General features: G+C 48.0%; 12 protein-coding genes. 4 read left to right on the top strand and 8 right to left on the bottom strand.

From position 1 onward, the window contains the following. Positions 1-38 precede the first annotated feature (38 nt). From dgt to HC229_RS07410, 5 genes are all read right to left on the bottom strand, one after another. Complete coding sequence (gene dgt, locus HC229_RS07390; RefSeq protein ID WP_191019914.1) at positions 39-1373, bottom strand: dGTP triphosphohydrolase; 1335 nt, start codon at positions 1371-1373, stop codon at positions 39-41. A 248-nt stretch (positions 1374-1621) separates the two neighbouring features. Next, a complete protein-coding gene (locus HC229_RS07395; protein ID WP_191019824.1) occupies positions 1622-1846 on the bottom strand; it encodes a hypothetical protein in 225 nt (74 codons plus the stop codon). A gap of 2 nt (positions 1847-1848) precedes the next feature. Then, positions 1849-2346, bottom strand: a complete 498-nt coding sequence (locus tag HC229_RS07400; protein ID WP_191019825.1) for an RDD family protein — start codon at positions 2344-2346, stop codon at positions 1849-1851. A 72-nt stretch (positions 2347-2418) separates the two neighbouring features. Continuing rightward, entirely contained in the window at positions 2419-4827 is a 2409-nt protein-coding gene (locus tag HC229_RS07405; protein ID WP_191019826.1) for a ribonucleoside-diphosphate reductase subunit alpha, read from the bottom strand. 155 nt (positions 4828-4982) lie between these two features. Beyond that, positions 4983-5960, bottom strand: coding sequence for a ribonucleotide-diphosphate reductase subunit beta (locus HC229_RS07410; RefSeq protein ID WP_191019827.1), 978 nt, complete (start codon positions 5958-5960; stop codon positions 4983-4985). 382 nt (positions 5961-6342) lie between these two features. Here HC229_RS07410 and HC229_RS07415 point away from each other — a divergent pair, with 382 nt between their 5' ends. From HC229_RS07415 to aat, 4 genes are all read left to right on the top strand, one after another. Then, positions 6343-6780 carry an SRPBCC domain-containing protein gene (locus tag HC229_RS07415; protein WP_191019828.1) on the top strand — a complete coding sequence of 146 codons (438 nt, stop codon included), beginning with the start codon at positions 6343-6345 and terminating at the stop codon, positions 6778-6780. 229 nt (positions 6781-7009) lie between these two features. Continuing rightward, complete coding sequence (locus HC229_RS07420) at positions 7010-7888, top strand: flavin reductase family protein (RefSeq protein WP_191019829.1); 879 nt, start codon at positions 7010-7012, stop codon at positions 7886-7888. A gap of 19 nt (positions 7889-7907) precedes the next feature. Continuing rightward, on the top strand, positions 7908-8327 hold the full coding sequence (locus tag HC229_RS07425; RefSeq protein WP_191019830.1) for a DUF3127 domain-containing protein: 420 nt from the start codon (positions 7908-7910) through the stop codon (positions 8325-8327). 221 nt (positions 8328-8548) lie between these two features. Next, complete coding sequence (aat, locus tag HC229_RS07430) at positions 8549-9184, top strand: leucyl/phenylalanyl-tRNA--protein transferase (protein ID WP_191019831.1); 636 nt, start codon at positions 8549-8551, stop codon at positions 9182-9184. A 194-nt stretch (positions 9185-9378) separates the two neighbouring features. Here the strand turns inward: aat and HC229_RS07435 are convergent, their stop codons facing one another. The 3 genes from HC229_RS07435 to tsf form a co-directional block, all read right to left on the bottom strand. Beyond that, positions 9379-10032 carry a queuosine precursor transporter gene (locus HC229_RS07435; protein ID WP_191019832.1) on the bottom strand — a complete coding sequence of 218 codons (654 nt, stop codon included), beginning with the start codon at positions 10030-10032 and terminating at the stop codon, positions 9379-9381. A 141-nt stretch (positions 10033-10173) separates the two neighbouring features. Next, complete coding sequence (locus HC229_RS07440; protein WP_191019833.1) at positions 10174-13854, bottom strand: TraB/GumN family protein; 3681 nt, start codon at positions 13852-13854, stop codon at positions 10174-10176. Between the two features lie 478 nt (positions 13855-14332). After that, positions 14333-15157: a translation elongation factor Ts gene (tsf, locus tag HC229_RS07445; RefSeq protein ID WP_191019834.1), complete on the bottom strand. Its 825-nt coding sequence runs from the start codon at positions 15155-15157 to the stop codon at positions 14333-14335.

Genomic DNA, 15157 nt, shown 5'->3' on the forward strand with positions numbered 1-15157 from the left:
AAACTATTAACCCGTTTGGCAAAAGAAACTGCTGTCGCTCAGGAACTCACGATGCGGTTGTAGATAAGTGCCTTGCCGTCGGTCAGCATCGATACGAAATGACAAATGTGCAGCAATCGTTCGTACAACGTCTCTTTTTCGACCAAATGCCTTTCGGGTAATACTTTGAGCAAAAGGCTGTCATAGTTGGTAGCTTTTCCGTCGTAAGTGTTGTTGTAAGCGGTAATGAAGCGATCGAGCAGGTTATTGATGATCTGATAACCCGTAAGTTCCTTTTCGATGACCTCGCGGCTTTGGTAGATATTTTTTACCGAAAGCTTGATGATATCGTCCATCTGTGCCTTGTATTTGCTTTTGTCCATAAGCGCGTGATGGAACTTGCCTTCGAGGATCGCGTCCTCATTTTCCATGAAAACACGCACCGCGTCGCTGATCAGGCTGCCGATGGCCAGCGCGCGCAAATAACTCAAGCGGTCTTCCTTCGTAGATTGCTCGTTGTACTTATTGAGGTTGATGCTGTCTTTGACGAGTTTTATCAGATATTCCAAAGCGTAATCTTCCGAGATCAATCCGAGGTTGATGCCATCCTCGAAATCGATGATCGTGTAGCAGATATCGTCGGCGGCCTCGACCAAAAATGCAAGCGGATGGCGTTCGTAACCTATGTCGTCTCCGGATTTGTTCGGAATCAGACCCAATTCCGAAGCCACGTCCTTGAAAAAATCTTTGTCGGCCTGGAAAAACCCGTATTTTTTGTCGGAAATATTCGATGTCGGCTTTTTCGGAAGGCTTTCCTTCGGATATTTCATGAACGCACCAAGTGTCGCATACGAAATGCGCAAGCCGCCTTCATTTCCGGGACGTGAACCCGCAAGAACCGAAAACCCGTTGGCATTTCCCTCAAAATCGATGAGGTCCTGCCATTGTTTGTCAGAAAGCTGATCCTTGAATTGCGCGCCTTTCCCGCTTTTGAAATATTCGCCAATGGCTTTTTCGCCCGAATGCCCGAACGGCGGATTCCCGATATCATGCGCCAAAGCAGCCGCCGCGACGATTGCCCCGAAATCGTTCATGTGAAAGCCATAAGAATCTGACAAATGCGGATATTTCTCGATGATTTGTTTGCCCGCCAAACGCCCGAGCGAGCGTCCAACGACCGAAACTTCAAGCGAATGTGTCAAGCGCGTGTGCACGAAATCCGTTTTCGAAAGCGGGATGACCTGCGTCTTGTCCTGCAGGCTTCGGAACGCCGACGAGAATATGATACGATCGTAATCGACTTCAAAGCCAAGACGCGTATCGGCTTCCTCTTTGCGCAAACGCTTGTTTTTGTCTCCTTGCTTTTTTAGGGAAAGGAGTTGTTCCCAGTGCATCATTTCAATTAGATGATTAGTCAATTAGATAATTGGTCAATTAGCGACCCGGGGCTTTTGCCGAACGGGCGAAGCGATGGAGTAGGTTAATTGCTGGGTGTCGGACTGGATATTTGGGCGTGTCCCTGCGGGTCGGGCTGTCCGCTGTATCTTTTTTAGGTCGCTCCGCTGCGCTGCGCGACCTAAAAAAGGATGCCGCTTCCATCCCTCACGCGTTGTCTCCGCATCAAATCCGGATCTAAATCACCCTATTTCGCGTCGGAGTACAAAAAGAAATTTCGCGATTTTTTCGGATACTTTTCGTTGCTGGCGCTGCTCGGATTGGCAACCGCGCTCTTGATGCTGATTTTGTCGCCCACCTTGAATTTGTTCGTTTCGGTGTATTGGTAATCAAGTAAATACGGTCCGGAAAAATAATTTCCTTTGTCGTCCTTTTCGATCAAGCCTACGAATATGCCTTTGTCTTTTGCCATGGTTATATGATTTCGCTTTTTTCGCCAATCTCGTCCATTTCTATGACTTCGTTGCGACGTGATAAATAAATGTGTTTTTTGACGACATCGGTTTTCGAGATGCTGTCGTGCCAGCCGCGTTCGCCAAGGAAACTGAAGTTGTCGAACGGAATCAGGCGGCACAACGTCCGTCCTGCGATGTTTGCCGCTTCCGGTTTTTCGCCCTCGTTTGTGACGACCATCGTTCCGGTTATCATTTTGCCTATCGTACGCCCTCCGTAAGATTCAAAAGCGGTGTAGTAAATAAAGTACAGCAAAATGAACAGCAGCGTGAATTTGTACTGCTCGTCGGTCCCAAACGCTTCGGCAGAATCGCCCATTGCGACACGCACGAATCCCCAAACGAACGCAAACAGGAAAAAAAGGCCGTAAACGGCGAACAGGTCGATGATATAATTGGCGAACCGCTGTCCTTTCGAAGCTCGCATGTCATTGGTCAATCTAAAATAATTTGTTTTCATGGGTGCTATTTTGGTTGGAATATAAATATAAAAAGGAAGCCGAAACTTCCTTTTTACACATTATTTATTGATTCAGGAACCGCACATTTCGCAATCGTCCGGTTCGGCGTTGCGCGAACGCTCTACCATCGCGCGGAATTCTTCAGCGGAAAGCGCTTCTCCTTCGGCCTGTACTTCGACGGCGACCGGTTCGGCTATAGGCTCGGCTATTTTGTCGTTGTTGAGCGTGAACTTGATCGCATCCACCGCGCTCTTGGTTCTCAAATAGTACATTCCCGTCTTCAAACCTGACTGCCATGCATAGAAGTGCATCGAGGTCAATTTCGCATAAGTGGCACCTTCCATGAACAGGTTCAGCGATTGGGATTGGTCGATGAAATAACCACGCTGGCGCGACATGTCGAGAATGTCCTTCATCGACATTTCCCAAACCGTTTTGTACAATTCCTTGATTTCGTCCGGGATGCCTTTGATGTTTTGTACCGATCCGTTGTGGCGCATGATTTCCTGTTTCAACGTCTCGTTCCAGATTCCAAGGTCTACCAAGTCTTCGAGCAAGTGCTTGTTCACGACGATGAATTCGCCGGAAAGCGTCCTTCTCGTGTAGATATTCGAAGTATACGGCTCGAACGCCTCGTTGTTTCCGAGGATTTGCGAAGTGGAAGCCGTTGGCATAGGTGCGACCAAAAGCGAGTTGCGAACGCCGTGCTTCAAAACTTCTGCCCTTAATGCTGCCCAATCCCAACGTCCGGAAAGGTCGCTGTCTTTCAAGCCCCAAAGGTTGTATTGGAATTCGCCTTGTGAGATAGGCGATCCTTCGTAAGACGAGTACGGGCCTTCTTCTTTTGCCAACTCTACTGACGCCGTAACGGCAGCGAAATAAAGCGTTTCGAAGATTTCCTGGTTGGCTTGTTTGGCTTCGTCACTGGTAAACGGCATGCGCATCTTGATGAAGGCGTCGGCAAGTCCTTGTACGCCCAATCCGACAGGACGGTGACGCATATTCGAGTTCTCAGCTTCGATCAAAGGATAATAGTTGCGGTCGATCACCTTGTTGAGGTTTCGTGTCACGCGCATCGTCACATCGTATAATTTGTCGTGGTCGAATTTGCCGTTTTCGACGAACATCGGAAGCGAAATCGACGCAAGGTTACACACCGCGATCTCATCTGCAGACGTGTATTCGATGATCTCGGTACACAAGTTAGACGAACGGATCGTTCCCAAATTCTTCTGGTTCGATTTGCGGTTCGCGGCATCTTTGTACAACATATACGGCAAACCGGTCTCGATTTGCGACTCGAGGATTTTCTCCCAGATATCACGCGCCTTGATCGTTTTGCGTCCGCGGTTTTCCGATTCGTATTTGAGGTACAAAGCGTCGAACTCCTCGCTGTGGACGTCGTACAATCCCGGGCATTCGTTAGGGCACATCAAAGTCCAGGTTGCATCGTCCTGTACGCGTTTCATGAACAAGTCCGGAATCCACATGCCGAGGAACAAATCGCGCGTACGCATCTCTTCTTTTCCGTGGTTTTTTCTCAAATCGAGGAAGTCGAAAATATCAGCATGCCAAGGCTCGATGTAAACGGCGAACGAACCTTTTCGCTTGCCGCCGCCTTGATCTACGTAACGCGCCGTGTCGTTGTAAACGCGCAGCATCGGGACGATTCCGTTGGAAGTACCGTTCGTGCCGCGGATATACGATCCCGTAGCGCGAACGTTGTGGATAGAAAGCCCGATTCCTCCAGCCGACTGGGAAATCTTGGCCGTGTTTTTCAAGGTGTCGTAAATGCCGTCGATCGAATCGTCCTTCATCGACAAAAGGAAGCAAGACGACATTTGCGGTTTCGGCGTTCCGGCGTTGAAAAGCGTCGGTGTTGCGTGTGTGAAGAATTTCTTCGACATCAGCTCATAGGTTTCGATGGCCGAATCGATATCGTTCATGTGGATCCCGACCGAAACGCGCATCAACATATGCTGCGGACGCTCGACGATCTTCCCGTTTATCTTCAACAAATACGAGCGCTCCAATGTCTTGAATCCGAAGTAATCGTAATTGAAATCGCGGTTGTAAATGATAGCCGAGTCCAACTTTTCGGCGTTTTCCATAATCGCCGTGTAAACCTCGTCACTCAAAAGAGGCGCTTCCTGACCCGTGCGCGGATTCACGTAGTGATACATGTCGCTCATCGTCTCAGAAAACGACTTTTTGGTGTTCTTGTGTAGGTTGGAAATCGCGATACGGGCCGCGAGTTGGGCAAAATCAGGATGAGTGACGGTCATTGATGCCGCGGTTTCGGCGGCAAGGTTATCGAGTTCGGATGTGGTCACGCCGTCGTAAAGGCCTTCGATTACGCGCATGGCCACTTTTACCGGGTCTACGAGGTCGTTAAGCCCGTAGCACAAAATCTTGATTCTGTCGGTGATCTTGTCGAACATTACCGGCTCTTTCTTGCCGTCTCTTTTTACTACAAACATAAGGTCACTCTTTAGAGATTAATGAAAATGGTTTTGTTGCGGATATTATCCGGGAAATCGTAACTATTCCGGAGCGCATCCGGACAATCGGTCAGTTTTTTACGGAACATTCCGGGCCAAGGTTTCGGCCGAAGGTTTCCGCGATCGAAAATCCGCTAGAAATCGGCGTCGAAGCTGATTTTTCCGGAATCGGTATCATTGTTCATGACGCCTGCTTTCTGGTATTCGGACACGCGCTTCTCGAAGAAGTTCGTCTTGCCCTGAAGCGAGATCATATCCATGAAATCGAACGGATTGGTTACGTTGAATACGCGGTCGCAGCCCAATTCGACGAGCAGGCGATCTGTTACGAATTCGAGATATTGCGTCATCAGGTTCGCGTTCATTCCGATAAGGCTTACCGGAAGCGACTCCGTGATAAATTCACGTTCGATGTTCAACGCGTCGACGATAATGTCCTTGATGCGGTTTTTCGGAACCTTGTTCACCAAATGATGGTTGTGCAAATGGACCGCAAAGTCGCAATGGACGCCTTCGTCACGCGAAATCAATTCGTTGGAGAACGTAAGTCCCGGCATCAATCCGCGTTTTTTGAGCCAAAAGATCGAGCAGAACGCGCCCGAGAAGAAAATGCCTTCTACGGCGGCGAACGCGATCAGCCTTTCGGCAAACGAATCAGATTCGATCCAGCGTAAGGCCCAATCGGCTTTTTTCTTGATCGCGGGAAACACGTCCAAGGCGGTAAAAAGCTGGTTTTTTTCGACTTCGTCCTTCACGTAAGTGTCGATCAGCAGCGAATAGGTCTCGCTGTGAATGTTTTCCATCATGATCTGGAAACCATAAAAAAACTTGGCTTCGGCATATTGCACTTCGTTGACGAAGTTTTCCGCGAGATTTTCGTTTACGATCCCGTCCGAAGCGGCGAAAAATGCCAGGATGTGCTTGATGAAATATTTTTCGTCGGCGTTGAGCTTGTTGTTCCAGTCGTTGAGATCCTGGTGGAGATCGATTTCTTCGGCCGTCCAGAAACTAGCTTCCATTTTCTTGTACCATTCCCAGATATCGTGGTGCTTGATCGGGAAAATTACGAAGCGGTTTTTATTTTCTTGGAGTATCGGTTCTATCGCTGCCATTAGTGCTCTTTTGCTTTGGGGATTTTAACAAAAAATTTTGTTTTTATCGTGATTACAAAGATTGCCAATAAGGACGGTTTAAAAAAGTCAAACTTTTAAACAATCGGGCGTAGTTTTTAACAAACCGACTAGTAAAACAGGATAAAAATATTAAACGCAAATGCCTGTAAAACAAAGGTTTGCAAAACGTTAAATTTTGTAAGCGCCTGTAAAATCAGACGTTCTTTAAAACCTACGAAACTCGTTTCGCGAAAAAATCCGTCTTCTGAAACGGTAGGAGTTTACACAAAAAGACGAAAGGGGAACGTTTGAAATCGAACGGACCCGAAGTTGGGAGATGCGAGTCGATCTTCGTATTTTGCATCCGACCAAAACGTACAGAATGATGGAAATTTACAGCCGGCGCGAACTCGATTTTCCCGTCTCTAAAGTATACGAAGCGATGACGAATCCGGTTCTCCTGAAAAATTGGTGGGGACCGGAAGGATTTACCAACACGTTCCACGAATTCGATTTGCGTCCGGGCGGCAAATGGCGCTATACGATGCACGGGCCTGAGAAAGGGCATTATGAGAACGAGGCGGTGTTCCGGATCGTCGAGCCTGAAATGCGGATCGAATGGGACAGGGTTTCAAATCCTAAATTTTATATGGCCGTGGAATTCGAAAAACTGGACCACGACAGGACGGGTTTCTCGTTTCGGATGCGTTTCACCGACAAAAAATTGTATGACACGATCCTGAAGTTCGCACCTGAAAAGAATGAGGAAAATTTCGACAGGTTGGAAAAGGAGCTTGAAGCGATGAGCGATTTTTTGTGATTTTGTACGGGAAAACTGTAGCTGCGGATGGGTTTCGGGTCGTAAATTGCGGTTGGGTGGGCACGTAGTGCCGTCAATGCGATTTAGGTCGGAGTTCGCGTCGTGATTTGAATGATCGCAATCAGGACGAGGCCTGGCGCTGCCCGATTCAAATTGGTTAATAACTCGTACCTTTTTCAAAAGGCCATTCTACCCGCGATTCTTACTTTTGCCACAAACTAATTGAAGCATGATCAGTATCGTTCCGGGCGAAATGACCACCCAGAAATTGCACGGTTACCTGCAAGCTGCCGTCGGGCCTCGTCCCATCGCATTCGCAAGTACAGTAGACAAAGACGGAAACCCGAATTTGTCGCCGTTCAGTTTTTTCAACCTGTTCAGCTCCAATCCGCCGATCCTGATTTTTTCGCCCTCGAGGCGCGTGCGCGACAATACCATAAAACACACCTTGATCAACGCCGATGCGACGCGTGAAGTCGTCATCAACGTCGTCAATTACGGCATTGTGCAGCAAGCTTCTCTTTCGAGCACGGAATATCCGGAAGGCGTCAACGAATTCGTCAAAGCGGGTTTGACTGCCATCGCTTCGGATATCGTAAAACCGTTCCGCGTGGCCGAATCGCCCGTGCAGTTCGAGTGTAAAGTCAACGAGATCATCAGTCTTGGAACAGAAGGAGGAGCAGGCAACCTGATCATCTGTGAAGTGCTCAAAATGCATATTTCCGAAGCAATCCTCGACGAAAACGGAAACATCGACCAACACAAAATCGATTTGGTGTCCAGGCTTGGCGCCAACTGGTATTCGCGTTCCAGCGAAGGGTTGTTTGAAGTCCCTAAACCGCTTACCACATTGGGAATTGGAGTGGATGCGATTCCTGAAAAGGTATTGAAAAGCCCGGTTTTCAACGGAAATGATTTCGGTATACTCGGAAATGTCGAAGCCTTGCCGACCGAAGAAGAAGTCGCTATCTTTGTAAAAGAGGACTTTGAAGTAAAAGGCGTGCTAAGCTCAGATGACGAGCTCAAGCAACATCAACTTGCCAAAGAATACATCGATAAAAATGAGGTGCTTTCCGCCTGGAAAGTCTTATTAGCCAAAAAAGTTTAAAATTAAAGAAAGAGAAAAAATGGAAGTAACAGGAAAAATCAGGGTAATCAATCCGACCCAACAGGTGAGTGCCTCGTTCAAGAAAAGAGAATTGGTTGTGACTACAGACGAGCAATATCCGCAACACATCATGGTAGAATTCACCCAGGACAAAACGGACATGCTCGACTCATACCGTCCGGGCGAAGACGTGAAAGTATCCATCAACCTGCGCGGTCGCGAATGGGTAAGCCCTCAAGGCGAAACCCGTTATTTCAACACGATCCAGGGCTGGAGAATCGAACGGGTCCAAGCCGATGCGCCTCAGCAATATCAGCAACAACCGCAATATCCGCAACAGCCGCCTCAGTTCCAGCAGCAAGCACCACAGGCTCCGAGCCAGCCGTTTGCCCCTGCACCGAACTTCAATGAGGAAGAACACGACGATTTGCCGTTCTAGTAGTATAACGATTGATGAAAACCCGGCGTTTTGCGACAGCCGGGTTTTTTAGTTTAAGGTTTGAAGTTTAAGGTTTAAAGTTTAAGGTTTGAAGTTTAAGGTTTGAAGTTTAAGGTTTGACGTTTAAGGTTTGAAGTTTAAGGTTTGAAGTTTAGGGTTTGAAGTTTAAAGTTTGAATCTAGATTGTAAGCGACGTTGCGTCGTAGTTTGCGGTTTGCCATATGTATTTTTTATCCAAAGAACTCGTTTTTCCAGATGTGGACGAAGCCGACTATGACGGTCTGCTCGCGGTGGGCGGTGATTTGTCCGCTGAACGTCTGCTGCTGGCTTATCAAAACGGGATTTTCCCATGGTTCAATCAGGATGAACCGATATTGTGGTGGTCGCCGGATCCGCGCATGGTGCTGTTGTTCGACAACCTCGTTGTGTCCAAAAGCATGAGACAAATTTTGCGAAAAAACATTTTCGAGATCACGTTCAACAAAGACTTCGAGGGCGTCATTTCCAATTGTCAATCGGTCGAACGCCACGGCCAAAACGGCACCTGGCTTACCGATGAAATGAAAGCCGCCTACATCGAATTACACCGACGCGGCCTCGCAAAGTCGGTTGAGACGTGGCACAACGGAGAGCTGGTCGGAGGGCTGTACGGCATCGACCTCGGTCACATCTTTTGCGGCGAAAGCATGTTTTCAAAGATGTCGAATGCTTCCAAAGCAGCCTTCATTACATTGGCAAAGCGGCTCCAATCTGAAAATTACCGGCTAATCGATTGCCAAGTCCACAACGATCATCTGGAAAGCCTCGGTTGTTCCGAAATTCCGAGATCGCTGTTCATTGCCGCATTGAAATTGTAAGTTCAGGCTATCGAATGTTTGGACGAATAATTAGAAGCTCATCCGGCCGTCCGCTATTAGTCCTCGGCCGCAAGCCTGTTTTTTGCGATATTCGGCTCCGGCTTCCTGAGGTCGCCGCGCGAATCTGCAAAAATCAAGGCGTCCGTCCTGTGGGCTAGCCGCTTCCGTCCGGGCTAATTCCGTCCGGGAACGCATTATTCCGTTTCGGGCCGAACGTATTTGTCGATGATCCAGTGTGCCAAATAGATCAATGGCGTGAGCAGGACGGCAATTACCAGTTTTACGGTGTAACCCGTCAGGCCTGACTTTAAGAACGTATCGAAATCGATTTTCCCGGTCATGTAAAATGCGATGCCGAGTACGATAAAACTGTCGAAAAATTGGGAGATTACCGTAGAACCCGTGGTGCGAAGCCAAATCATTTTTTGTCCGGTGCGCTTTTTTACGAAATGAAAAATCGTGACGTCGATCAACTGGCCTGCCAAAAACGCGATGATAGAGCCAACTATGATCCACATGCTTTGCCCGAAAACTGCCGTGAACTGGGAATCGGTGACGTTCCCGTCTAGCGCTGCCGACGGAATTTGCAACGCGAGCAACAATACGAGGAAGCAGTAGGCGATGAGTCCAGCGGTAATAAACGACAAACGCCTGACACCTTTTTGCCCGAAATATTCGTTGATCAAATCGGTAGTCAGGAATACGATCGGCCACGGCAAAATCCCTATGCTCATCACGGTGTCGCCCACGTAAATCAATTTGCCGCCGATGAGTTCGGCCACGACGGCGTTGGTGATGAAAATTCCCGCGAGTATGACGTAAAGCGTATCGTTTTTGGTCTTGAACATCAGGCTTTATTTTTTCTGAAGCAAGCATCGAAATGATCGGCCATTCCGGGCCTGCTTCCTGAAATTTTCTCGTTCGCGCAATACCGTGATCCAGCTCAAACCGGCTTGGATTCCGCACGAAATGCGACGAATATTTTCCAATCAAAATTCGTATTCGGGATCGTATTGACTGTCCTTCAGTTTCCCGAAAGTAACGCGCGGCCGGTCAGAATTGAGTAGGCGGTCGATGGCAATTTCGCAAGCGGCTTCGATATCGGATACATCGAAAACTGGCGTCGAAGGAAGCAATTTCCATGATTTCGGATCAATCCCATCTTTATCGCTAAGAAACGCAACGGCTTCGAGCTTTGTAGTCGCACTGAACCCGGCGTTCTTAAGGCTTGATGTATTTTTGAAAAAAAACACGACAGCTTCTTTATCGCCAATTGCAATACGGCGCTTTGACAGAAGCTCTGTCTTGGACCCTTCATCCGTATTTGTGTATGAAAGCACAAGAGCCTTTGCAATCTGTTCATCGGACCATTCGGGAACTTCGTGTTTTTCATCATGCAACAGGCGATAGGTCGCAAAACTCGTCGCGGGATTTGCGATCAGCGCTGCAATCTTTCGATCGTCCCGTTTCGATTTGTTGGCCAGGTCGAGTGAGACGATCTCGAAATCTACCTCGCGAAGATCTAGTTTGCCCAACTTCTCAAACCATAATGCGATCGATTTATCGTTTTTAAATCCGTAAAGCATGTTCGCATAATTTTTCAGGTTTTCCACAGGCGACGGATAGTCGAAATCTGCCTCGTCCGCGTCTTTTTTCGCTTTCCAGACCTGAACGCGTTTGGCCTCCAGACGGGCATCGGCAAGCAACATTTTGCGGTATGGCTTGAGCTTTTTTGGATTGGCCTTGTTCTCTCGTATGAGCTGCGTCACAAATCGCGCTATCGGATCGTGATACTCCGAAACGCTGTAATATTGGAAAATCGACGGATAAAGTAGTTTACTGTGGTCGGTATCTTCGGCAAACGATAGGAAAAGGGACGAAATTTCCGACTCGTTGTCGGACAGCGGCAAATCGTATTCAAGCAAGTCGGCAATTTTCTTGTAAGCAAACTCTGATTTTTGCTTCGTCAGGGCACGTATGATGGCCAGCTGCAACATCGCATTCACACCTTCTTTTTTGTAACAACTTTCGAGAAAGGGCACCATTTCGGGCGCGTCGATTTTGCCGATTCTTTCCAATATAGAGCCGACAGCTGCGGTTTCTTCGGGGCGAAATTCGAACGAAGTCAGAAATTCTTTCAATTGCGGAAGGTCGCTTTTGTCTATCTGGAGCATATCGGACGACTCGAATGCGGAATAGCGAATGCTGTCGTTCTCACTTTTTGCATCCTCTAAGAAGACAGCGGTTTTTTTCCGGAAAAGGGAATAGGCCGGCGGTTGCGTGATCGGAGAAAAGGAATCAGCAAGCGCGTCGAGGAAATCGTCCTGTTTTTGGTTTTTGTCTACAAGCGATCGCAAATACCATATGTATCCATCCTGGAAATACGCGATGTATTTTATGGCTTGCGCACTTTCCGGACGCGTAACCGTCAAGTTCATGCGCAGCAGTTTTCGGTCGTCGTCGATCTGCTCGCTGACGTCGGAAATTACCGCGAGCCGTTGTGAATGTCGCTTTTTTTGGCTCGCGCTTAGATGGCGGTTCCACGAAGAAGAGGGCAAATTTCCCGAAGTTTCGTAACCTTCGTGCGACTGTTCGATTTGAAAAGCTTGCAAGGCGGCCGCGTCGTCTTCGGTGGTAAATTTGTTGTAATCTTCGAGGATGTTGCGGCGTATGCTGGCTTTCAGGGTGTCGAGGTTGTGCACGAAATCATACCGATGATATGTCCACGCAAAGAGATCGGCCATTTTGCCCGAAGCGGAAAACAGTGAATATTGTTTGTCGTTGGTCTTAAAAACGTTTTTGCGACCCTGTGCGAGGCGGGCATTCTGGTCTTTTATTTTCCAGAAAAGCCGTTCATTTTCGTTCTTGGGAAGCGCAATCGAAAAATGTCCGACAGAATCTACATAATTTTCTGCAACCTGATCCTTTCGGAAATCGGAGAAAGCAAAAGACTGAAAATAGCGCTTGATATTGTCCTGGGATGCGTCGACCGTGCCAAGCAAATAGTATTTTTGGCCGCGAACGATGGTTTTAAGGGTGTAATTTCGGCCCGCAGCCGTTCCCTTCGATTCGTAGCTGGTATCGAACGCTACATCGCTTCCGGAAGTCGGGATAATATCCAGTTGAGCATAGAATTCGTCCTGTATGCGTTTGAGCTCGAATGCGGTTTCTTCGAGCGTCTGATTGTCGTTGACGCTGCGTTCCGACAGGAAATAGTAGGCATTTTCCGAAGCGTCGAACGCTTGCAGCTCTATGTTTTCGGGAGTCGCGGATGCCCGATTTCCGTACATGGTGTAATAGGATGGGAGCGTCACCGAAAACCCACCTTTTTCAGGCATTACGGTTTCCCAAGCGGTATTGTATTTCTTGAGCTTAATATTAGGAAAGACCTCGTTTTCGTACATTCTCACATATGAACCGTTGCCGTTCATGCTTACACAGATGATTTCGAGCGGCGTCACGTAATAACGGTAGCGTTGTGCGTTACCCGTCTTGGTTCGGCTTGTGATATCGAAGACCGTAGCGTTATCGTCGATGAAAGTGCGCTTTTGCAGGATGTTGCCCGGAATGTTTTCGTAAAACAAACTGTCGAGCGTTGCAGGATTGAAATCCGAGTTCTTTTTCAGATAATTGCGCAGGGAAACGCGTTTGAGATTGACCATCGCGCCGTTGGACAAGTCCGGCGTTCCGATGTCGTTGCGATTGTAAATAGGACCTTGCAGCATTGGTGCCGAAATCATCCCGTCTGGCGTTCGCATCGGATGGAATTGCGGTTTGGAAAAGTAAGCGTCGATGGTTTTCTTGGTTTTCTGCCCGTTGTTCGTGTAAGCGTCGACGACAGGTTTTACGGTGTAGCCCTTTTCCCTCAGCATTTCGATGAGACCTTTTTTGCCGGGAAGATGTGCCGCTCCGACTGCCGCGAACAAACTGCCTTTTCGCGCGATCGAGTCGATGCTTTTCAGCATAACGTTGTTTCGGTCGGTTATGAGCGCTTTGTGATAAGACGGAGGTGTCATCAATACATAGAGCGAGTCCAGCATGTCGAGGTTTTTCTCGCGGTAAAAGTCCAGCATGGCCTGATTGAACGATCGTTCCTTGAGTACTTTTACGATGGCCTGGCTGTTTTCATCGAGCGGTTCCTCGGCGGCAGCTTCCGAATTGAGCACCGATATCATCGAGGTTTTGGCATTCTCAAGACCAATCACTTTCTTTTTGTACTTGCGCCCGGTTTGGTAAATGAACATGTCGAGGTAGGTGTCTTCCTGGAAATCCTTCTGATTTTCCGTAGTGCGCGACAAGAGGTTGTTGATGATGTTGTTGTCGTTCACGAACAAAGGATAAAGGTCTTCGCGTCGTGCGGGTTTTTGGTAAAAACGCGAATAGAACGGTTGGTTTGCGTTGGCGAACTGGTTCGAAGACAGCACGTCGTAGAGTTTTATCCACGTTGACGGATCGCTTTCAGTGGCCACGTAATCGGAGGCCAGGAGATGCTTGAAGAAGGCGTCCGAAAGATGATACGAAATTTTGTCGCTCACATGCATCGAGCCGTAGAGATACGATTTTTTGGACAGTCCGTTGCCGGAAATTTCCCAAAGAAGGCTTTGGTACTTTTTGGGTTGGGCGTTTGCCGATAGCGCGACGAGGAAAAATAGGAATAAAAGCTTTTTCAAATTTCAAACGCAATTTAGTACCGTAAATATAGCGAAAAGACGATGATGATTGGGAGTCGGGTTGGCGTGGTCGCGGGCGGTTGGCAGGTCTAGACCTAACAGATTTTTAAAATCTGTTAGGTCTTATAAAAATAAGCGTTTCGAACGAAGTTTTGGTGGGTGTTTTCTGTAGTAATTGTTAAATGTAGGTTGGTGTTGTACGCGTCGCGCAAGGGATGGAAGCGGCATCCTTTTGCTGGAAACCTCAACGGTTTCAAAAACCTTTGAGGTTTGGCGAAAGATACAGCATTATCGAGAAGAAAGCAACGCTTTTGACGAAGATACCTCGCGCAGCGACGCCCGACGGCGGCTCCTGTCAGTTCGCATGAGATGGTAACGCGTATGCGAATGCGACTTTGTTTTGAAACGCCGCCGTTGCGCCATAAAAACAAAAAACCTCGCCGTAAAGCGAGGTTTTTCTATCAATAGGTGAATATAATTAACCAAGTGCGGCTCTTTTGAAGCCAGTCACAGTAAGGTTTGAATCTACTGATTTTACGTAAGAGGAAACGTTCAAAGAAGAATCTTTGATATAATCCTGGTTCACCAAAGTGTTGTCTTTGAAGAAACGCTGCAATTTCCCTTTTGCGATGTTGTCGAGCATAGCCTCTGGCTTACCTTCCTGGCGCAATTGGTCTTTCGCGATTTCGATTTCTTTGGCTACGGTGTCAGCATCAACGCCAGATTCGTCAAGCGAAATCGGGTTCATGGCGGCAGCTTGCATCGCTACGTTACGGGCAGCTTCTTCAGCTCCTTCTACGTTGGCGGACAATGAAACCAAAGTGGCGATCTTGTTACCGGCGTGGATGTAAGATCCTACGAAAGCTCCGGAAAGTTTCTCAAAAGAACCGATCTCGATCTTTTCGCCTATAACACCTGTCTGCTCGATCAATTTCTCAGAAACCGTAATTCCGTTGAAGTCAGCGGCAAGGAAAGCATCTTTAGAATCGAAGTTGATTGCAAGGTTGGCCAAATCTGTAGCCAATTTCACGAATCCTTCGTTTTTACCTACGAAGTCAGTCTCGCAGTTCAACGTGATGACAACGCCTTCGGTCTTGTCGGCATTGACGACAGCGATTGCAGCACCTTCGGTAGACTCGCGGTCTGAACGGTTGGCGGCAACTTTTTGTCCTTTTTTGCGCAGGATCTCGATCGCTTTGTCGAAATCTCCTTCGGCTTCAACAAGGGCTTTTTTGCAGTCCATCATACCAGCTCCGGTAGCGGTGCGTAGTTTGTTTACGTCTGCAGCAGTGATAGTTGACAT

Source organism: Flavobacterium selenitireducens, assembly GCF_014748335.1.
Taxonomy (GTDB): domain Bacteria; phylum Bacteroidota; class Bacteroidia; order Flavobacteriales; family Flavobacteriaceae; genus Flavobacterium; species Flavobacterium selenitireducens.

Excerpts from the sequence above, each read along its gene's own strand:
- HC229_RS07415 (WP_191019828.1), top strand. The coding sequence starts at position 6,343 with ATGATGGAAATTTACAGCCGGCGCGAACTCGATTTTCCCGTCTCTAAA.
- HC229_RS07395 (WP_191019824.1), bottom strand. The coding sequence starts at position 1,846 with ATGGCAAAAGACAAAGGCATATTCGTAGGCTTGATCGAAAAGGACGAC.
- HC229_RS07410 (WP_191019827.1), bottom strand. The coding sequence starts at position 5,960 with ATGGCAGCGATAGAACCGATACTCCAAGAAAATAAAAACCGCTTCGTA.
- dgt (WP_191019914.1), bottom strand. The coding sequence starts at position 1,373 with ATGCACTGGGAACAACTCCTTTCCCTAAAAAAGCAAGGAGACAAAAAC.
- HC229_RS07435 (WP_191019832.1), bottom strand. The coding sequence starts at position 10,032 with ATGTTCAAGACCAAAAACGATACGCTTTACGTCATACTCGCGGGAATT.
- HC229_RS07425 (WP_191019830.1), top strand. The coding sequence starts at position 7,908 with ATGGAAGTAACAGGAAAAATCAGGGTAATCAATCCGACCCAACAGGTG.
- aat (WP_191019831.1), top strand. The coding sequence starts at position 8,549 with ATGTATTTTTTATCCAAAGAACTCGTTTTTCCAGATGTGGACGAAGCC.
- tsf (WP_191019834.1), bottom strand. The coding sequence starts at position 15,157 with ATGTCAACTATCACTGCTGCAGACGTAAACAAACTACGCACCGCTACC.
- HC229_RS07420 (WP_191019829.1), top strand. The coding sequence starts at position 7,010 with ATGATCAGTATCGTTCCGGGCGAAATGACCACCCAGAAATTGCACGGT.
- HC229_RS07405 (WP_191019826.1), bottom strand. The coding sequence starts at position 4,827 with ATGTTTGTAGTAAAAAGAGACGGCAAGAAAGAGCCGGTAATGTTCGAC.
- HC229_RS07400 (WP_191019825.1), bottom strand. The coding sequence starts at position 2,346 with ATGAAAACAAATTATTTTAGATTGACCAATGACATGCGAGCTTCGAAA.